Consider the following 21102-nt stretch of genomic DNA (forward strand, 5'->3'; position numbering starts at 1 on the left):
TCTGTTTTTTTGGTATTTTTAAGTTGTTTATTACTAAATTATAACTTTACGCCATGACGTTCAAATGCTGCTGCTTCTAGAACGGACATACCTTGCGCCTCGGCAGCCTTAGCCACTTTTTCCGAAACTTGCGGTGCAAGATTGGCAGGAGCAGCGTAGGACATTTCTCTTGCGCGCGCTGAGTTTCTGCGTTGGAACGGTCCCCAGATCGCAAAGGTTTGGCCTGGACTTTGAATATTAACAAAAAGCGTGTTTCCATCAGGGGAGAAGGTTGGTCCTGCCAATTCAGAATCACTTAAACGGTTAGCGGCAAAAGGATAGACTTTGCCTTCTGGGGTGATTCCCATAAGTCGATCTTGACCTGAACCATCTTCTGCATACCAAAGGTCGCCCCATGGAGTCATACAGATATTATCTGGATATTCCATTTCTCGTGCATCATTTCCCTCATAGAACAGCTCCAATGTATTAGTGTGAGGAATATAACGGTAAACGCGGCCGAGCTTTTTGTCGCCGGCAGAGGTATCATCAAACCAGAAAACACCCTCTTGGAAGAACGCTCCCTCAAGTCTTGAGAATTTAATGCAGTTTTGTGCAGCAGCTTCCTCACGGCACATATGAGGATCTACTTTCTTCCAAACAATTTTAAATGTTTGGCCTGTTTTGAAAGTGCTTGCTGCTGGATCAGTTACTGCTTCAATCGCAGCCGCATATAGCGTACCGCCTTCTTGTAACGCGCCAGGCTTTTGGCTCGTGTTATTTGGGATAAAACGGTAAAGGTAGCTTGGGCTCGCATCTTCAGTTAAGTATACATATCCTGTAGATGGGTCAATTGCACAGGCTTCGTGTGCAAAACGGCCCATCTCCTTGATTGGAGTTTTGGACATATCGTTTTCCGGCTGCTGTGGATCTACTTCGAATACATATCCGTGTCCCGTAGAACGGTTTTCTTCACAAGTCAGCCAAGTGCCCCAAGGTGTTGCACCACCAGCACAATTTCGGATTGTTCCTGAAGACGTTACATATTCTTTAATAACTTCGCGATTAGCTCCTACAACTAGAGCCGTTGTACCGCCTTGAGCATTTGCATCATACGGATTGCTTCCAAATGCTGGACCTGCCCCTAATTCATGATTACGAACAAGGATAGTCGTATTGTTTGGACCTTCAAAAGCTGCCATTCCATCAAATGCGCCCGGGATTTTTGTCCCGTTTGACATTAGATCTCCCTCTTCAGAGATAATTTTGTAATGAAAACCTTTTGGAAGGTCGAGAATTCCATTCGGATCCGGAACCAAAGGACCGTAACCGCCAAAGCCGCTAGTTGGATTATTTGTCGTGTCCGCAAATGCTTTTGAACCTAGAGCCAGCACACCAGTTGATCCAAGGGTTAGGGCAAGTGTACCCATTCCTCCTGCTTTTAAGAAGTCTCTTCTGTTCAAACTATTTTTAGAAGTTTCATTATTCATAGTTTATATTTCTCCTTTTTATGTATATTTGTTGAATCTAGTAATAGATTAAATGGAAAGTTTTAAGGGATGATAGGTTTTTTGTAAATACTCAGTAAATTAATGATAAGGAATTGTAAATAGGTCTTAGTCTGAATACTTCATTAATTCTTAACATTACTTAACATGGTATTTACACACTAGTAATTATTTCTTCAAATTTCTTCCGTATTATTTAATAGAATCTACTAGAGGAGGAAATGAGTAATGAAAATCATGAAATTGGTAATGTGCCTGATGTCTATTGCATTTTTTATGGGTTCTCTAATTGGGACACAGTCAAAAGCAGCAGCAAATGGAACGGTGTTTGAACGGGGTGTATCCGTCAATGTAAAGATGATGTCATATAACATTCATCACGCTGAAGGTGTTGATAGAGTATTAGATTTGGAACGAATTGCTAAGATTATTGAAGATGAAGGGGCAGAGATTATTGGACTGCAGGAAGTGGACAATCACTGGTCAGAACGCAGTGCTTTTGAAGACCAGGCAAAATGGCTGGCTGAACGTCTTGGAATGTTTTATGTCTATGCTGCCAACTTGGACAGAGATCCATTAAATGAAGGGGAGCCGCGCCGTCAGTATGGAACAGCGATTTTGAGTAAATATCCAATCTTGAACTCTGAAAACCACTCTCTTACGAGAATCGGAAATACGGAACAGCGGGGTCTCCTTGAAGCTACAATTAATGTAAAAGGAAATCACCTACATTTATATAATACGCACTTGGCTTTAACAACGGCTGAACGTGAAATACAAATGAAGGAAATCATTGCAATAGCAGCAGAATCCAAAGGACCTCAAGTAATTATGGGAGATTTAAACGCTGTCCCAGAAAGCATTGAAATGCAGCCGATGTATGCACATTATCTTGACGTTTTTGCGGATAAGCCTGAAGCTTATACCTATTCGGCTATGAATCCTACTAAACGTATTGATTATATTTTTACCTCATCCGATATTAAAACGGTAGAAACAGATGTAATAAATACATTAGCTTCCGATCACCTGCCAATTACAGCTGAAATTGTATTGGAAAGACTGGAACCTTTTTATAATGGCGGAAAGTAAAGACCAAGAAAAATTCCCATTAAGCTGTAATGGCTTGGTGGGTATTTTTTGATTATGTCACCCACCTTTAATAAAACCTCTTATCTATTAATAGATTTTACCAGAATATACACTAATGGTTTTCTCTAAAAAAATTAATTCTTATAGTTTTACTATTAATACGAGTGTTTTAACATAACTAGTCTTTCTATTAAACAAATTAAATTAAAAAAGTCATATTTCATAACTTGTCAGCATTATTAAAAAATGCCTACCTCTCAAAATGTGAAAAAAGGCTGTAAATGATATTTACATCATTCACAGCCCTCTGCTTACTTTATTCCTCAACTTCTACTTTTTTCTTTCGTCTAACCAAAGCAGTAATCCCAATTCCCATTATTCCGAATAGCCCAATTAATGACCCTGCAAACAATGGTTTGTTTTCATAAAACTTTACTAAAGCTGTCTTCTCGGCAATTTCAAACGGAATGACTGTAGTCGTTTTATTTCCCGCTTCATCTACCGCTGTCACTTCCACTTTATATGAATTGATTTCTGAGAAAGTAGATGTAAAGACGGAAACTCCATTCTCATCTGCTAATTCATCAAAGTTATGCAACTTGCCATTTACCAGAATGGATTTGATGGTATCGCTCGGATTATCAAGGGTAATCTCTGCTTTAACAGCCTCGAAGTATTGCTCATTCTGCTTAATGCCATCGTAAATTACCTTTGGAGCCTTTTTATCAATAATAAACTCGACACTTAATTGCTTAATATTACCTGCCTTATCCTTTACTTCAAAGAACAAAACATGTTTACCTTCAGAAGTAATCGGATCGCCTAGCTTATACTCCCTGCCGTCCAAGGTGAGCGCAATAATGTCATATTCGTTCAAGTCCTCAATTAACAGTTCTGGTATTAAGTCCTTATTAAAATAATTATTCGAAACAGGTTCTTTAAACTTGATGACTGGTGACGTTTTATCAATCGTAAAGACGATTGTTCTCGCACTAACATTGTTCGCTAGATCTGTTACCGTTGCTTTGAAAACATAGTCTTTTTCCAACTCTAGATTCGTTCCGTTTTTATAAGGAGCACCATTCAACGTTACAGAAGTTCTGCTTGGATCTAAATGAATGTCAGAATACGTAACATTTGGCTTCAGATTCTCATTAAAGAATCCATCAAGGATGCCGGAAATCGATAATGTTGGTTTTGTCGTATCTACGGTAAACTTGATTTCCACCGTTGATTCATTACCCGCTTTATCCCGAGCCAAAACAGTAAAGTGATAAGCCATTTCCTTCGATGCAGTCGGGGCCGTTCTGCCGGCATTCGCACCGTTTAATGTAACGGAAACGATAGAATCATCTTTCTGATCTAAGGCAAATTCCGGAGTGAAAATTTCATTAATATATTCTCCATCCTTAATGACTCTGTTTTGTCCTTTAAATTTAGGGGTGATGACTGGTTTGGTCTTATCAATCGTGAAACTCACTTGCTGCGAGAAACTATTTCCTGCTTTATCGGCAGCTTCTACCAAGACATGATAGTCTCCCTCTTCACTAAAATTGTGACTTAGCGACGCTGTGTTATTGCTGACAGAGAAGCCGCCGGCATTATAACGGGCACCATCTCTCGTAACTGTTATCTTGTTAATGTCTAAGTTTACGTCACGAATCGCCACACTTACTTTCTTATCCACATTATAAAATGCATCCTGCTCCACGCCCGTTATTTCTATAGCGGGTTTTGTTTTATCGATCGTGAATGTCGTGTTTACAATAACAGGTCCATTTCCAGCCTTATCTGTTGATTTAACAAAGATTGCATACAACCCGTCTTCAGCAAAATTATGATCAATGACGGAAAGCTGTTTTTGATTGGTGATGAACGGACCCAAATCATACGGCCTGTTATCTTTTGTTACCGCCAGTTCAACCTTATTTGTTGAAAAATTCTTCTCATTAACGGATATTGTTACGTTTTTGTTCGCCGGGTTAAAGGAGTGATCATCTACCCCCTCCACTTTTACAACAGGCTTGGTTGAATCAATAATAAAATGAATCGGCCCATGGACGGTTTTTCGCTTCGCTTTATCACTAGATTCCAACGTCACTGTATAATTTCCTTCTTCTTTAAACGTATAGCTTAGTGCACCTTCTGTTTTATAGCTTAATGCAATCTCACCAATGCTATAAGGCTCCCCATCTTTTAACACGCTCAGTTTTGTATTGGATATGTCAATGTTCGTATCTTTTATCCAAAATGCTGCTGTGGTACTTTGGTAATTCTGATCATTCTCAATACCATCAGTTGCTACTATCGGATTGATCGTATCAATGGTAAAGGTTACTGATTTTTCATCTGCGGTGTTTCCAGCTGCATCTTCCGCAATTACTTTGATGAAATACTCATAGTCATCTTTAAAATTGTAGGTAAGACTGGATATTTCAGCAAAGTTTCTCCATTCACCGATCCAGACACTTTTACTTTCATTTGTAACTGTATTTTTTTCTATTACCTCATACTGTACTTTGTTGTTAGCAAAATTATGTTCGTTCACTACAATTGAAACATTTTTGCTCTCAGCGTCGTATGAATGATTTTTCACCTCTGTATTGGTTTTCACATCGATTATATCGATTACAGGTTTAATCGTATCAACCGTGAACGATAACTCCATGTCGGAAGCTTTGTTTCCAGCCTTATCTTCTGCACTTACTGTAATTTGATAATCTCCATCTTCAGTAAATTTCAATGCGAGTTCCGATTTTTCAGCTGTATTCACAAACGTTTCTTCTTTTTTGCTGTCATCTTTCTGAACCGAAACACTTACGTTGTTTGTTTCATAGTAGTATTCATTAACCCCGATGACAACCTCACCGTTCTTAACAAAGGCACCATCATAAATTCCAGTGATATCAACCTTTGGTACTGTTCTGTCGATGGTAAACTCTACAGTTTTAGAGCTTACTTTTCCAAATCTGTCTTCTGCGGTTACTTTAAGTTGATAAATGCCTTCCTCTTTGAAAGAAAGGTTCATTTCACCATTATAAAGCCACTTAAAATAATCATAGATGTTCCAGTTGCTTGGTGGGATTTTGGTGACCTGATCACCATTTGTTCTTGTCATTTCAAGGGTTGTTTTGTTTTTATCAAACGTGAAGTCATTGACCATTATGGTTACATCTACAGTTTCACTGTTGTAATGTTCTTGATGGTTAATTCCTTTAAAATGAATATCTGGTTTTCCCGTATCTATTGTAATTGTTTTCGTTAGAACTGTTTTATTCGTAGCTTTATCTGTAGATTCTACTATAATTTCATAGACTCCATCTTCTTTAAATAAATGTTCGACTGCAACGTTTTCACCGTCTCGAACAAGTGGATCAATCCTATAATCTTCTCCATTTTTCTTTACCGATACGTTGTAAAACTCATGATGCTTATCGGTTACCGTTATTTTTACTGTTTTTTCACCATCAACGACTAGTTCATCTTCTGCCATCACCGTGCCATCAATGGCAACTACCGCTTTTGGATTGGTATTATCAATTGTAAAAGAAACTGATTTTGCTGGTGAAGCTTGTCCTAGTTTATCGGTTGAAGTGAGGGTAAGCTTATATTTTCCTTCAGCGGTAAAGGTATGTTTCGCCTCCGCTTTTGCGTCTGAGATGTCCTTCAATTGAATCACTTCTGGATAGGCTGCTCCGTCCTTCTCAACTTTTAAACTGGTTTGAGTTAAATCAAGGGTTAAATCCTCAACGGATACCGTTACTTCCTTTTTACTATTATCGGAGTTGTAGAATTCCCCTGCATTTACCCCAGTGATATCAAGTGTTGGTGCAGACTTATCGATAATAAATTTTACTTTATTAGCTGCGGTATTCCCGGCTTTATCGGCGGCGCTTAACTCAAGTACATAAACACCTTCCTCGGTAAAAGAATGTTTTTTGTAGGCTTCTTCACCCGTATAGGTTGTTACTTGGTTTCCTGCCGTTACTTTAAGCTCAGTTTTACTTTCATCCACATTCGCGTCGGTCACACTTATTTCAGCATCTTTGGATTCACTGTATTCACCTTGATCATTAACACCGTTAATGGCTAGGACCGGTGCTGTTTGATCAATTGTAAAACTTGTGGCTCCTAACTGATGTCCAGGATCAATGTTTTGCCGATCTTTTACTGTAACACTTACCTTGTAATCACCATCCTCCGTCAGGGAAAGGACAGCATTTTTACCTTTTCTCTCGAAACTTTTCACTTCTGTTGTCTTTTCGCCATTAATCGTTTTCTCGATGGCTGCACTTGCATCGTAAATAAGAATGTCGCTTTCAATTTTCAACTCAACCTGTTTATAAAAACCACTGTCGTTTTTATCTTTTATCGTTAATCGCGGCCCTTGTTTCACGATACCAAAGCTCACTTTTGCAGGATCACTTTTATTTCCTGCTTTATCGGCGGCAGCAATCGTCACCTCATAGAACCCAGTATTATCAAGAGTTAGGAACGTTTCATTTTCTTTCCAGACAGGTGCCTGTGCAGGTTCGTAGGCAATCCCATCTTTTAAAATTGAAATCGTATCGTTCCCAGGAATAAAATGGCTGTCGGTTACCTCTATACTCATCGAGACTGGCTTGCTAGTAAACGCTCCATCTTTAAAAAAGCCATCTTCGAACCAAGGTGTAACATTCACTACAGGTTTTACGGCATCTCTCTTTATAGTAAATGTGTTAGTTGAAGCTGGGATATTCCAAGAATTCTCCTCAGCAAATACCACCGTTACATGTAAACTGCCCTCGGGACTATCTGGCTGTACTGGGATGGAAACCAAATATTCTCCTAAAAAAACTGCCTCAGGATTCTTTATTTCCTCAATTTTTGCTGTTGTGATTTCACTGCCTTGGTAAGCAGCTATAACAGCAAACGGTGCTTCTACCCCCGCAACACCTTCACCCTGACTGTTATTCTCAAAGTCTTCCTTTAAATCTACCTTAAAGGTAATACTATCTTTATTCGTGATCCAGTCTGGCTGGTCAATCGACTCCATATCCCATTTGTCATCACTAAACACGATATATCGCTTTGCCCCATCCAGCGAAAATGCATTTGTGCTAAATAGAAACACTGAAATGAGCAAAAGGCTGACCATTAGTGTCCAGATGACCTTCTTTTTACTTTTGTACCTTCTAGCTATCCTATCTGCCATTCTACTAAACTCCCCTTAGATAATCGTGGTGGAATGAACAACGATTACATCTACTTCTTTTTTGAAATAATCTTCTTCTCGTAATAACGAAGTTTCCTCTGCCTCCTCCGATAAAACCGTTGTCTCATCAGAGTCTGCTGTTAACAATGATGTTTCTTCGATATATCCATCACCAAGTAATGCTGTTTCCTCGATTTCTCTGCTCAAAAGTTCCGTCTCTTGACTTGCCGCAGCTTCCCCGGCATACTGCTTTTTTATCATGATTTCTTTCGTCAGACGCTTTTCATTCGAATTATCCTGGACCTTTTTCTTTTTATGTAATCTTTTCCGCAGGCTTATACCGGTTAAGTCCTCGACCACTTGTGTAATACCCATTTTGACGTAGAGAATAATTGAGACGATCAGGGTAATCAGTGCACCGGCCATTCCTCCGTAAAGCATAATCTGGTACTCCATTTTCCTTCCCCTTTCTAGTTAATACTAAGGTTATCAAACCTCCTTTTTAGCTTTTTAAAGGCTTCATCCTCTCCTGCTCCATCCAGCGCATTTGCTTGTTCATAAACCTGCTTCGCGACTTGATAATTTCGGCTGCCTTCTTCTTTACCTTGTTCGATATCTAACAATAAATTTCCAAGTTTAACATGTGCATCAATACTTTTTGGATAGTCTTTTATAGCACTTTGGAATTGCTCAACTGCACGTGCTGGCTCACCCATCTCTTGATATATGACTCCAATTTTCACTAATATATCCTCTTCATTACTTGCATTTAACTGTAAAAGGTTCTGATAATGCTGTATTGCCTGCTCGTAATCTTCCTTTGCAGTCACTTTATCTTTTGAATTTACACCTCTGCTATAGAAGGCTTGCGCCAATTTTTGCTCGAAATCTAATTCATACTTAATCAATAGGTTCTCGTTTTCGACTAAACGTAAAACCTCGTAGGCCTTTTCAACGATTTCAATTGCTTTTGTATTGGCATCGGAAATTTGTCCTTTATACGAGATGTAAATATTCGCCAAGGAATTATAGTTATCGATTTTCCTTCGTTCATTTGGCAGCCGGTCATTGAACTTTTCAAATTCAAGCAGATTTTCTGAGAACTTTTTATAGTCAATATTCATCGAAATCATCGTAGTCGCTAATGCTTTATAAAACTGTGCATCCGGAATTTCTTCGGGATCCACTTGATTGAAATGCTTCAGTGCCTCCGAGTAGTTACGTTTGATATCAAAATACGTCATCCCCATCTTAAAGCGGACCTCATTATTCTCATGGATATCTCCGTACTCATCCTCAATATAGGCTTCTATCTTTGCTAATCCCGTATCCGTTTCATTTCGATTGCTATATAAACCTAGTAAATTGATGTATGCTTCTGCTCGGGATTTGTCGACCGTCGTAATTGCTTTTTCTAACATTTCAATAGCTTTCTTATCCTCGCCATCCATTAAATAAACCGTGCTATCATTGACTAAGCTCATATAATCCTGGAACTGCGTATTTTTCACGCCTTTATAGCCAAACACCGTTGTTGTCGCAAAAGCTAGACACAAAACAACTGGTACAAGAAAAATGGAGAGCTTCCTGCGCAGCTTATTTTTATATCCTGCTGTCAGCTTGTTTATATTTTCAAGGTCATAGGATAGTTCACTGCAGCTTTGATAGCGGTTCGTTGGTTCCGACTGAGTCGCTTTGTTAATAATATGTTCAAGGCCTTCAGGAAGGGCTGGATCCCAATGACGGATTGGCTTAAGCTCAAAGGGCGGCTCATTTAAGCTCTTACCGGTGACAAGATGATACAAGGTAACCCCTAAACTATAGATATCCGTGCGCGCATCCGTCTGTTTGCCGGACATCTGCTCGGGCGCCGCATAGGATTTCGTTCCCAAATTAGTTGTATCCGTAGAACTCTCACTCTTGAACTCCCTTGCGATTCCAAAGTCAATCAGCTTAATTTTGCCTTCAGGAGTAAGCATAATATTATCTGGTTTCATATCCCGATAAATAATCGGGTAAGGTTTTCTTGTATGTAAGTACTCTAAAACCTCACTCAGCTGCCTTGCCCAATCAATTACCTGATTCGCCGAAATGGTCTTTTCTCGTTTCAGCTTCTCTTTTAAAGACTCGCCTTCGATATAGTCCATGACCACATAGATATCGCCTTCAGATTCGATAATATCGTAGATTTTGGGCAGCGCTCCGTGGTCAAGAACTTTGAGCATATTGGCTTCGACAATCAAGCTGTTGATTAGTAGCTCGTTATCACTAGACGTGCGTTTCCGTATATCCTTTACGACTAATGATTTGTTCAGCCTGTTATCCATCGCTAAATAAACGATACTCATCCCGCCGCGGCCAATTTCCTTTAATATTTCATATCTTTCATCGATTACCGATCCAATTTCTATCAAGTAAAACGCCCCCGCTGCTTACAAAACTTTTGCTGCTACAACCGAAATATTATCTAGTTCTTTTCTTGCCTTGACTAACTCGACTAACTCGACAACCTTATCCTTCAATTGCTGATCATTCGTTATCGTATCTGGTTTGAGATTCAGTGCTAACTCTTCCTCCGTAATTTGATGGTAAAATCCATCTGAACATAGCATAAATACTGTGTTTGCTTGGACATCACCTGTGGAAAAATTAGTTTCAATTTCCTTTGTTGCCCCGACACATTGCAGCAGCACATTTCTGCGTGGGTCCATTTTCGCCTGCTCATCCGTTATGTTCCCACGGGCCACTTCCCTCGCTACTAATGTTTGATCCTTTGTCAGTTGGTTTAAAGAGTTAGAAATGCTGTATGCCCTGCTATCCCCAATGTGTGCAATATAATATTTATTGTGAACGATCAACAGTGCGGTCAGGGTTGTCCCCAATTTCACTTTTGAGGTCTCACCGTAGTTGAGGATTTTCTCATTCAATTGTTTAATGCACTTTTCTACTTCTAAATAAATTTCTTGCTCGATGTGTTCTGAAAGTGAGATTCTTGGCATTTCCGCATCGAACCACTCTGCCATTCCTCTAATTACGGTCGCACTTGCCAGTTCACCGTGCGACAAGCCGCCCATCCCATCACAGATGATAAATAAGCCGACCGGACCTTTCGGAGTTTTGGCTGTCTTTAGTAGCAAGGCATCTTGATTGGTCTTCTTTTTGATACCTACATCCGTATGGTGCGCTGTTAAAAATGCCATTTTCCAAACCTCCTTACTTAAAATAACTTGAAAACGAATTCCTGATTCGCAAGCTTTATTCGATCTTCGTGTTTAATTTTTGTCTTTTTATTGGGAGACAGTTTGACCCCGTTAAGATAGCTGCCATTTTTTGAATGTTTATCAATTAGAAAATATTCGCCATCAGAGGTAACCACTTCTGCATGAATCCGCCCAATCACTTTATTGTTCGAAGCATAATCGGCTTGTTCAGGGTCTCTTCCTAATTTAAAAACTTCTTTCGTTACGATGATTTTTGCACCGGTTTCCGCCTCTAAAAGAAATGGTTTTGGCAGACTCTCATTGTCTATCCCTAATGCTGTGGTACCTTCTTCATACTCGTCCAGCTCGTTAAAAGCCCCTAAAACCGTCGTCCCCTCATCCGCGAGTGCCAATGCACGCGTGATGAATCCTGGACTGTAAAAATTGGAGTTCGTTTCCGTAACAGCCTCGTTTCTACCTCCACCTGAAAACTCAGTCAGTTTTTCTTTAAACTCCTGCAGCCGGAATACCGGCGTACCCGCCAGGTAATTATGAAGCTTGATAAAAAACTGTAAATCGTCATTTTCATCATAGGATGTGGAAGCGATTAATTCTTTAAAAAATTGACTCATTGATACCTTTTCAAAGACATTATCTTTTATGGGAAGGCACATAAATACTAATCTATTTGAAAAGTGATCAAGAAAAATTTGTTTCTTGTCTAGCAAAATGTTTTTGAAATCCATACCGCTTTTCTCTAACTCCGTCAAACTGTCGACGATGTTTACTAAATAAGTCATCAACTGTTCTTTCGTAAGCGTTCCTGAAAAAAGCTTATCCAAATCGGTTTTCATCGTATCGTCTCCATCTTTAGGGTCTCAATCTACCCGTTATTACTTACTCCCGAAATGGTGTTGTTCCTAACTCTCCTCTAAAAAGAGAGTTAGGAACAATACTACCTGCAGGCTTATTTAAATGCACTCGCGTTGCTGTTGATAGCTGATTCTGTAGAGTTATAGGCATTTACAGTTTGATCTAAAAATTTTGCATAGCTGTCAACGATTTCACGGAAGTTATCAAACTTTGGTGTAAGTGCATTGAAATTATTCCGAATGGTATTCGATGCATCACTATTCCATGAATTCGCTAAAGCATTCATTTCTCTCTTCATCTCATCCAATCTGCCCGTTAATTGTTGGTTTAAATTACGGATTTGATTGGCTGTACTGCTGACCTCATTCAGAGATATTTTGATTCCTTCTACTGCCATGGTTTCCACCTCACATTCATTATGACTCTATTAGTTCGTTAAACGCCTCGCTCCATTAATGATTTCATTTTGAGTGTCACGATAAGTGCGTGCACTTACTTTTAAGAACTCAGAGTATTGTTTCATTAAACTCGTCATCTGATTGAAATCATCCATAAATCCTTTAATCTGGTTTACGTAAGCCAAGTTATCAGTACCTTGCCAAGCAGCCTGCATTCCCTCAACCTCGTTGAAAAGAGCTTTATAAATACGCTCATAATCAGCTGATTGCTGGTCAATTTTTGACGCAGCAGTGTCTAGCTTTGCTGGATCAACTGTGATTGTTCTTGCCATCTTTTTCACCTCCTTTAAAGTGCCATTACCACTGGTTGCACTAGATTTTCCTTAACTCATGCGTCACATTGCGATACTTATTCGCAGCTTGCTGCAGGCTTGAGGCACTCTTCATTGAACCAATCCCTTTAAACTCTCGGCCAAGACCCTGTGAAATATCCTCCAACTCTCTAGTAATCTCATTAATTTCGGCAATAATACTACTAACCTTGCCTTGAAGATTTTTATCCATTGCTTTCCCCCGAACCATTACTGTATAGACCGCGCTTTCGTACCCAAAATGGATTCAGTTCGTTCCAGTAGATTTTTCACAGTATTCAAATAGGTAATATTTTGATTGATGGTGCCGTTAAACGTCGTTAACATATCTGCTTTTAACACGTTGTCCAAACCAAAGAGCCCGGCTTCAAAATACAAATCATCGATCCTGCTATTTAAACTGTTTGTTTTTCGTTTTATTACTTGCAGCCGCTCTGCGTAATAAGCTAATCGTTGCAGATTCACCTGAAGATAAGGCTCGACAGGGAAACTGCCTCCGCTCGCAGCACCGCCCCTTCTATTTAGCAAAAATCTCGTATGATTACGAACTGAATCAAAAAAATTCCTCAAATCGATAATTGCCTTAACACTTACATTCTCAAATCCTCTGACCAACGCAACACAACTATCAATCACTAGGTTCGCTGCATCCTGCATCCCTTTCCAGGTTGCATGGATAACCATTAATGCTGAATTTGTAATGGCTAACGCTGCCTTATAGGCTTCTCTTACTCCATTTACCGCATTAACAATCGCAAACTTAATTGCCTCTGTATTAATATCATTAGGTGAAAAAATTGATCCTTCTTGAGACTTTTCAAATGATCCATTGGCGAAGTCTACACTCGTCTCATAATGCGGATAAAATGGATCATCATAGTCATCTTTATTAATCGCAACTGTCTTATCCACATAAGGTGCAAACCCTAGATCATGTACAAAGTCACCTTCATAAGCAATAAAATCAAATTTGATGCTTTTTAATGCCTCTTGTTGTTCCTCTGTTAAACTAGGCCAAAATAATGGAGCACCATTGACCACATAGCCACTAGGTTTATCAGCTATGTTATTTACAAATACATACGAAGCTAAATTTCCACCCTTTGAATGACCAACTATTAACTTTTCCCCCGTTGCACCTTTTACAAATTCCTCATAGAAGTGGTTAGCTTCCTTTTGCTGTTGAATTTCATTTCCAATTCCCGCGGATCCATTTGATACCCAATCTGTTTTAAAATGGTCCCAATTTGTAGGATCTTCACTGCCTCGATAAACCGCTGCTGCATTACCTGTTTTGTCACCCCATGCATAGCCAACAAAGCCTGATTCCGACTCACCACCCATAGTGGGATTGTTGTTCTGATACCCCTGGAGCGTAACCTCAGCCAACCTAGAGTTTTTGTATGTATCGGAAGTAAAATACTCCTCAAGCTTGATTCTTCTTGCCTCTCCGCCGTTGCTCGGAGTTCGCATTGCTTCTTCCCATATTTCCTTAACCGTCAAACCTGTTAAATCTCCTGGTAAGTCAAAATAAGATAACTGGAGAAGAACATTTTTCTCTTCATCATTTAAGTTAGAAAGTGACATGGTATCATTCCTTAAACTCTTTATAATATTCTTCTATTTGGCTTGCATCTGATATCGTAAATCGTTTATCAACCATGATGGTTCCAAAAACCTTCGCATCCAAATTGGACCAAGGTGTATTGTTAACACTTGAGGTTCGAATATAATGGGAAACATCCGCGCCGTTGTCAACAAATCCAACTGAAACACGGCTTGATTTCACATCCATTTGTTTAACAACCTGTAATAGCTGATAAATCGGTTCATTATAGTCAGTTACATTTGGTTTCCCTGCACTTTTAACAGCTGCCTTTAACTCAATACTTACATCATTATTTACATTTGCAAAATAATCATCGACAGACATATCCTTCATGGAACTATCGTATTTTCCGTCCTCGACAAATAACAAAACTCTATATTCAGCGTCCTCTGGCAGAAGATTGCTAATTTCAGGTTTTAACCTTTTTGTCAGTTCATCTGACCATTTAGACAACACATAGTTATCATAATATTCCCCTTCATGGTCTCTATCTTCACCTGCTAAAAATACATGCTCAGGCTTACCCTTCGGATGAACGATTACTTTATCGGCACCGTACATGTTTTTAAAAATGGTACTTCCCTCCTTAAAGGTTTCCACTTCAAAGGTTTCATGATAGGTCTCTTCTAAATATGTCAGTATCGCGTTCTCTGAAGATTTCTCATTCATACAGCCTGTCACCCCTATTAATAGAACGAATGGAAGAAGGATGGATCTCACCTTCTTTGTTATTTTCATTGTGCACCTTCCTTTAGCGGCAATTTGGATTCACTTGCAAATAAGGCTCGACAGGGAGGTTGATGCACTGACTGCATCGACTTTCTATTAAGTATAATTTTCATATTCCTTCGAACTGAATTAAAGAAATCCCTTAAATCGTTGATTGCCTTAACACTCACATTCTTCGGCACCGTTGCTTTTATAACGCCCTTTTAGCAGATTAAAGTATGACAATTGCAGAAGTATATTTTTTCTTCATCATCTAAATGCTCAAGTGCCATCAGCTTACTCCTCGAACATTTCGTAATACTCTTCAATTTGCTTCCCATCGGTGATATTCGCAAAACTATCAACCATAATCGTTCCATAAACCTTACCGTCATAATTGTTCCACGGAACATTATTAACATTGGACGTCCTGATGTAATCGGTAACGTCTTCCTTGCTGTCTACAAATCCTAGTGATACATCATACATATCCACACCTAATGTATCGAGCAGCTGTAACATCTGATAAACCGGCTCATTATATGACGTAACATCCGGTGTACTAGATTTTTTAACCGCCACTTTTATAACAACGTTTGCTTCATTATTCTTATTAGCAAAGTAATCAAAGACAGACATCTCTTTCATGGTGTTGTCATATTTTCCATCCTCAATGTATAACAGTACTCGATATTGGACTTCCTCCGGCAGAATACGGTTGATTTCCGTTTCAAACTTTTTTGTCAGTTCAACTGCCCATTTTGACAACACATAGGTATCGTAGTATTCCCCTTCATATCTCTATCTTCTCCGGCTAAAAAGACATACTCAGGCTTACCCTTTGGATGAACAATCACTTTATCGGCACCGTACATGTTTTTAAAAATGGTGCTTCTTTCCTTAAAAGTTTCCACTTCAAAGGTTTCATTATAGGTCTCTTGTAAATATGTCAGTATCACATTCTCTGAAGATCTCTCTTTCATACAGCCTGTCACCGCTATTAATAGAACGAATGGGAGAAGGATGGATATTACCTTCTTTGTTATTTTCATCGCGCACCTTCTTTAGCGGAAATTTGAGATGATTACAGCCCGTCAGAGTAACATCAGCTTGGATCCATTTTTCAAACCAAGTTCTTCGATGGTCCTGTTGATATCAAATACATTTCCAGTAATTGCATCACATAAAACTGTTTGCTCTGTGACCTTGTAATGCCCTTGTGAAAGATCGGAGATTGTATGTGTTAGCAGATAGACAACTTCAAATACAGGACTTTTCAACGGGATAAATATGTCATAAGTGTTGTTTGAAGCCGGGTTATATATCTCGACTAAAATCTTATGCATATTGCACCGCCTCCTCTTCACTCGCTGCAGTTGTCAGGAGTTTTACTAGTTTTACTTTTCCTTTGTTCACTACATAGCCGAAGTCCTCTGCTAGTTCACCATACATATCATTGGTAATTTTATTGATTTTCAGCGTGTATTGTTCAGTAATACCATTTCCTACCCATACACCATCACTCAGCGATACTTGTTTTTGGAACCACGGTTCATATGTGTAAGAGCTTAGTTTGTCGACTGCATCGGAGAAGATAATCGTCACGTTCAGTCCATTTACTCGTTCTAAAAAGACCTTCAGCTTATCTTTTCCATCATCGGAGAGCTGTGCATTCAATTCTGTAAATGAATGGATGATACAGGTTATGTTTTCAAACACCGGTGCCGGCTTGCCTTCCGCAATCGCGTCCTTTGTAGTGTTGTTCCGGTACACCAATGTCGTAAATAAATAGACAATCATCTCTTCTAACGGTTTTGGTCCTGTCACATATTGATACGTACGACCGCTGTCATACACAAGGCTGCCAACAGCATCGATGACAATTACCTCTCTGCTGTCTTTCATCGTGATTACTTCCGCTAGTCCCTGCAGGAAAGCTGAGCATTCATCACCCGTAAGCGAAGTTACGAGACTGACCTCTGAAGCAGTAAAGTCATAGGGATAGATAATTAATGAGTCCTTCTCGACTCCAATCGGAATTTTGTTTGTTTGATTAAAACGGATTTCATCCTGTAAATACTTGATATCTACTTTATCTGGAAGAATCGGAATTCGTTTTGCTGAATTCTTGTTCCATTTCTGCTGGTGCTCGCGGCAATAACCTGTTACAAAGCTGTACAAGTCTGATGATGCTTCTACTGAAATTTGAGCCACCTGGAATTCGTAAACATTCTCTGTTTTGAAAATTCCTCTTCCCTTATTTTTCGATGGGTAAACTCCATCAACGTTGCCTAACACACCAGAATATTCGGTTGTGTCATTGAGCTGAAGGACATACATTTGTTTGAAGTTCTGAAGCTGCCTATACCGAATCGCACCCGTATTTAACGCTGTTACTAGAAAATAGATTCCATATTTCGTTCCTTCTCGGGTCAAAAGTGAAATAGCTTCTTCATATTGTTCATACATCTCTGAAAAAGCAGAGTAATTGTGAATCATCAGCACAATCGATGGTACTTTTTCGTTCGACTGTTGGTTGAAGGTTTTGAAGTCTCCTCCATAATTTGCGAATTGCTTCTTTCTTGCTGCGATTTCAAGATTCATCATTTTAAAGAGATTGTCGATTTTTTCCCCTTCATGTGACAGCATTACATCGCCAACATGCGGAGACTCACGGTACCAGCTTAATGTTTCTGACCCAAAGTCTAGTAAATAAAGATTTACTTCTTCAGGGGTGTGTTCTTCCATCAAAGAATAGATAAGCGAGGTCAAGAAAGTTGTTTTCCCGCTTCCAGCTACCCCGTATACAACGGTATTGCCTTCTTGGGAGATTGGCAGCCTCAACACTGCCTGACGTTGATTTGCTGGATCATCATATTCGCCAATGACCGGATTAAGTTCAAACTGCTGCGAGCCATTCTCACGATACTTTTCCTTTAGTTCATCCAGGTAGATATTAGCTGGGATAGGATCCAACCAAAGTTGTTTTACTTTAATATTTTCTTGGTTTGCAAGATTCGCTAGATAGTTGGTGACCTCATCAATTTGACTCACTGGTTTTGTGACTGTATTTTTCCGCTTATCAATTCTAGCTGATTTCATTACGCGTCCTAAATTATCAATGACCGTAATTCCATCATCTTTTGTCCTTTCCACCTTATCTGCAGGGTAATATGGTGCCCCAGCCCATGCCGATTGACCAAGTTCAAACAGTTCATTGTACCCGACCTGCAAGTAGAAACGTCCTGTTTGTGAAAGTTCAGCTGCGTCCGGTCGTTTGATGACTTCCATACTGTCTGCCTTTTCTTGTACCTTCAAGCTGATACGGAATTTACTGTTACTCCAAATTTGGTCATCTACAACCCCTGAAGGCTTTTGAGTCGCTAAAATTAAATGGACACCCAAGCTTCTTCCAATCCGTGCTGCGCTGACCAGCTGATCCATAAATTCAGGCTGCTGCGTTTTTAATTCGGCAAACTCATCGGAAATCATAAATAAATGCTGTAATGGCTCTGAAACCGCACCTTCGCGGTATAACCTTTGGTACTTATAAATATCAATATTGCTTTCATTCAGTCTCCTGCTTGTTTCACTAAAAATAGCCTGGCGTCGTTTTAGTTCACTTTGGATACTAATTAGTGAACGTTTGACGGCTGCTCCATCAAGGTTGGTAATTGTACCTGCCAAATGCGGCAGGTTCCTGAATGCATTGGCCATCCCACCACCTTTATAATCGATTAAAATAAAGGCCACTTCATCTGGATGGTAGTTTACGGCTAACGATAAGATGAACGTCATAATAAACTCACTCTTACCAGATCCGGTCATACCCGCAATCAATCCATGTGGTCCATGGTATTTTTCATGAAGATCAAGTTTGAAGTGCTCACCTGCCTGGTTAACACCAATCTGCGTTTCAATACTCTGTGTCGGGTTATTTTCCTTCCATCTCGTAGGTGAATTTAAATGCTCTACTTTTCCAACGCCAAACATTTCTAAAAAGGTGATCATATCAGGAAGGGTGTAGGCCTTAACAGAAGAAGCCAGCTGTATATTGGCCAACTCGATCGCAATAGGTTCTGCATCTTGTTGTAAAAAAATATCGGCAGCAAAGTTTTGAACCTTCCCTGAGATATCGTCTTTATCAAATATTTTGCTAGTTTTGTCATTAAGCTCAACGACATTGGTGCATTCTTTCGGCAGTAATTCCAAACTGTCATATAAGGTAATCAAGCTGAAGCCAATCTCTTTCTTTTCTCTTAAAAGTAAATTCACCATTTCAGCTTTTCCTGCTAATTCTTTGCTCATCGAAAAAACTACATAATGCTGCTTAATCTCTGCTTCATTACTATCACCCATGGCTGCTCGATGGGTGATCTCTTTTTCAAAATAAGCAGAAAGCTCTTTTATTTCATTGGCGTCAGTGGCAATAAAGCGGACACTCTTTCCATCATCCCAGACATGCGGCAGCCACTTGACGAACTGCCAACAGTCTTGTTCTTCTTTATCGTAAAGAAACACTAATTTCAATTCGTCGTAACTATGTAATGCCGCTAATTGGAAAATAATCCCTTTTGCAAACTCAATAACCAAATCCCTTTTTCCAATAATCCCGCTTACGTGCTCATCGACAAGTGATATGGTGACAGGCACCTGTCTTATGATTTGAGGAGATTCTACCCATTGATACAATTCATCATGGAGATTGTCATCCTCAAGCGTAAATTTTTTCTCAGGATATTTGATTTCAGCATCTAATGGCAAATCACCTAAACCGACTCTAATTTTAAGAAAATCATTTTGTCCTATTGTGCGTTCCCATAAATTACGTTCACGATTGCGGATCCTTTTTAAGCAAAGGTATAGGGGTATATGGTTTTCATGCAGAATCTCACTCTGATATTTGCATTCGTCCGCCACCACTTGTTTCATCTCTTCTATGTACTTGCTATATTTTTCCTGACGTATTTTCTCCTGTTCGATTCGCCTTTTCTTCTCATGCCTTTTTGTTAAAATCGGCCATAGGATCATCCCAATCATCATACTTAAGGACATGATAAGCGTAGGCATTGCATACATAATGTCCCCATTCGTTCGCATTACATTTTGAACTGCAAATATTCCTGTAAACAGTGACGCCATCCCCATCGTAATCGAGGGACCAAGCATCAGCATTAATGGTGTTTCTTCGGCATTATTTTTCTGAGGCGGCGGGTCAATTTTAATGGTCTTTCGCTCAATATCCCGTTTAAACCTCGGTGAACGGAAAAACAATTCATCCTGTTCTTCTTCGATTAGAAAATCATCGAGCTCCTCTTCCTCTTTGATAATTGGCTGGTCAACAACAAAAGGTTTAAAAGCATATCGATTTAAAAACACTAATTGATGAGGATTATTTAATGAAAGTAATCGTCCATTGTAAATAATCCGCAGGCCCATAATCGAAATCACGTCTCCAATGGCGAGCACTTTTTCCTTAATTCTTTCACCATTGACATATGTACCATTTGAACTGTTATGGTCCCGAATTATAGCCTGACCATTCCCATCATATTCAACGGAACAGTGTGAGCTGGATACCAACTTGTCGGTAAAACAAATATCATTATCTTTGGCTCTCCCAATCCTAATTACATCCGCTGATACCATATGTCTAGTAAACTCATTTCGTCCTTCACTTGCTGGTTCCACATATAATAATGCAGTCGAATCTTGATCACGGTAGATTGTATACGTCATAAAAGGCTCTACTGGGACTTTTCCGATCTTTTCTCCAGCAGCGCCTTTTAGGTAGGCATATTTATTTGATTTTACATACCACTTGCCGTTTTCTGCTTCAACGGCAATTAAATCAATCGAATTATCATCTTTATCAACCGTAGAGAGAACGTATCTCCCGGTTATTTTTTCAGGTAAAACAAGATTAAATGCTTTACCTCTATCAAACAGCGTTACTATCAAAACAATTCTCTCCCTGCTCCAGTAGAAACAATTTCCTATATTTGTTATTATAAAGCAATTTCCCATTTGGTCCGTCATACTTTAGACACAATTTGACAAATCCATTCCAATCCTATCAATGACTGATACAAAGCCTATCTAGCCCTTTCTTCTTAGTAATTTTTCTAAAATGAGATAAGAATAAAGAACCATAGGTCCCACAAAAAAAT

16 protein-coding genes are annotated in these 21102 nt (G+C 39.3%); 1 reads left to right on the plus strand and 15 read right to left on the minus strand.

Annotation, left to right across the window (positions count from 1 at the left end; translation table 11 throughout):
• Window positions 1-38 precede the first annotated feature (38 nt).
• Window positions 39-1469 carry an alkaline phosphatase PhoX gene (locus ACIQAA_RS28070; protein WP_402626255.1) on the minus strand — a complete coding sequence of 477 codons (1431 nt, stop codon included), beginning with the start codon at window positions 1467-1469 and terminating at the stop codon, window positions 39-41.
• A gap of 246 nt (window positions 1470-1715) precedes the next feature.
• Here ACIQAA_RS28070 and ACIQAA_RS28075 point away from each other — a divergent pair, with 246 nt between their 5' ends.
• Window positions 1716-2579, plus strand: a complete 864-nt coding sequence (locus tag ACIQAA_RS28075; protein ID WP_402626257.1) for an endonuclease/exonuclease/phosphatase family protein — start codon at window positions 1716-1718, stop codon at window positions 2577-2579.
• Window positions 2580-2895: 316 nt separating this feature from the next.
• On the opposite strand, the gene ACIQAA_RS28080 is transcribed toward ACIQAA_RS28075, so the two are convergent.
• The 14 genes from ACIQAA_RS28080 to essC all read right to left on the minus strand — a co-directional run bounded on the left by ACIQAA_RS28080 (window position 2896) and on the right by essC (window position 20893).
• Entirely contained in the window at window positions 2896-7773 is a 4878-nt protein-coding gene (locus tag ACIQAA_RS28080; RefSeq protein ID WP_402626258.1) for an Ig-like domain-containing protein, read from the minus strand.
• Between the two features lie 15 nt (window positions 7774-7788).
• Window positions 7789-8229 carry a hypothetical protein gene (locus ACIQAA_RS28085; protein WP_402626260.1) on the minus strand — a complete coding sequence of 147 codons (441 nt, stop codon included), beginning with the start codon at window positions 8227-8229 and terminating at the stop codon, window positions 7789-7791.
• A gap of 14 nt (window positions 8230-8243) precedes the next feature.
• Window positions 8244-10187 (minus strand): protein kinase domain-containing protein, encoded by a 1944-nt coding sequence (locus ACIQAA_RS28090; protein WP_402626262.1) that lies wholly within the window; start codon window positions 10185-10187, stop codon window positions 8244-8246.
• An 18-nt stretch (window positions 10188-10205) separates the two neighbouring features.
• Window positions 10206-10973 (minus strand): PP2C family protein-serine/threonine phosphatase, encoded by a 768-nt coding sequence (locus tag ACIQAA_RS28095; RefSeq protein ID WP_402626263.1) that lies wholly within the window; start codon window positions 10971-10973, stop codon window positions 10206-10208.
• A gap of 17 nt (window positions 10974-10990) precedes the next feature.
• Window positions 10991-11827, minus strand: a complete 837-nt coding sequence (locus tag ACIQAA_RS28100) for a DUF6382 and FHA domain-containing protein (RefSeq protein WP_402626265.1) — start codon at window positions 11825-11827, stop codon at window positions 10991-10993.
• 113 nt (window positions 11828-11940) lie between these two features.
• Window positions 11941-12243, minus strand: coding sequence for a pore-forming ESAT-6 family protein (locus ACIQAA_RS28105; protein ID WP_179160617.1), 303 nt, complete (start codon window positions 12241-12243; stop codon window positions 11941-11943).
• Between the two features lie 30 nt (window positions 12244-12273).
• A complete protein-coding gene (locus ACIQAA_RS28110; RefSeq protein WP_402626267.1) occupies window positions 12274-12576 on the minus strand; it encodes a WXG100 family type VII secretion target in 303 nt (100 codons plus the stop codon).
• Between the two features lie 40 nt (window positions 12577-12616).
• Window positions 12617-12808 carry a hypothetical protein gene (locus ACIQAA_RS28115; protein WP_402626269.1) on the minus strand — a complete coding sequence of 64 codons (192 nt, stop codon included), beginning with the start codon at window positions 12806-12808 and terminating at the stop codon, window positions 12617-12619.
• 17 nt (window positions 12809-12825) lie between these two features.
• A complete protein-coding gene (locus ACIQAA_RS28120; RefSeq protein ID WP_402626271.1) occupies window positions 12826-14202 on the minus strand; it encodes an Mbeg1-like protein in 1377 nt (458 codons plus the stop codon).
• Between the two features lie 4 nt (window positions 14203-14206).
• Entirely contained in the window at window positions 14207-14962 is a 756-nt protein-coding gene (locus ACIQAA_RS28125) for a hypothetical protein (RefSeq protein ID WP_402626273.1), read from the minus strand.
• A 267-nt stretch (window positions 14963-15229) separates the two neighbouring features.
• Complete coding sequence (locus ACIQAA_RS28130) at window positions 15230-15700, minus strand: hypothetical protein (protein WP_402626274.1); 471 nt, start codon at window positions 15698-15700, stop codon at window positions 15230-15232.
• Window positions 15676-15984, minus strand: a complete 309-nt coding sequence (locus tag ACIQAA_RS28135; RefSeq protein ID WP_402626276.1) for a hypothetical protein — start codon at window positions 15982-15984, stop codon at window positions 15676-15678. Before ACIQAA_RS28135 ends, ACIQAA_RS28130 begins: the two co-directional genes overlap by 25 nt.
• A gap of 42 nt (window positions 15985-16026) precedes the next feature.
• Window positions 16027-16278: a methyltransferase gene (locus ACIQAA_RS28140; RefSeq protein WP_402626278.1), complete on the minus strand. Its 252-nt coding sequence runs from the start codon at window positions 16276-16278 to the stop codon at window positions 16027-16029.
• A complete protein-coding gene (gene essC / locus ACIQAA_RS28145; protein ID WP_402626280.1) occupies window positions 16271-20893 on the minus strand; it encodes a type VII secretion protein EssC in 4623 nt (1540 codons plus the stop codon). The genes ACIQAA_RS28140 and essC overlap by 8 nt, the downstream gene beginning before the upstream one ends.
• Window positions 20894-21102 lie beyond the last annotated feature (209 nt).

The organism is Neobacillus sp. NPDC093182 (genome assembly GCF_044754045.1).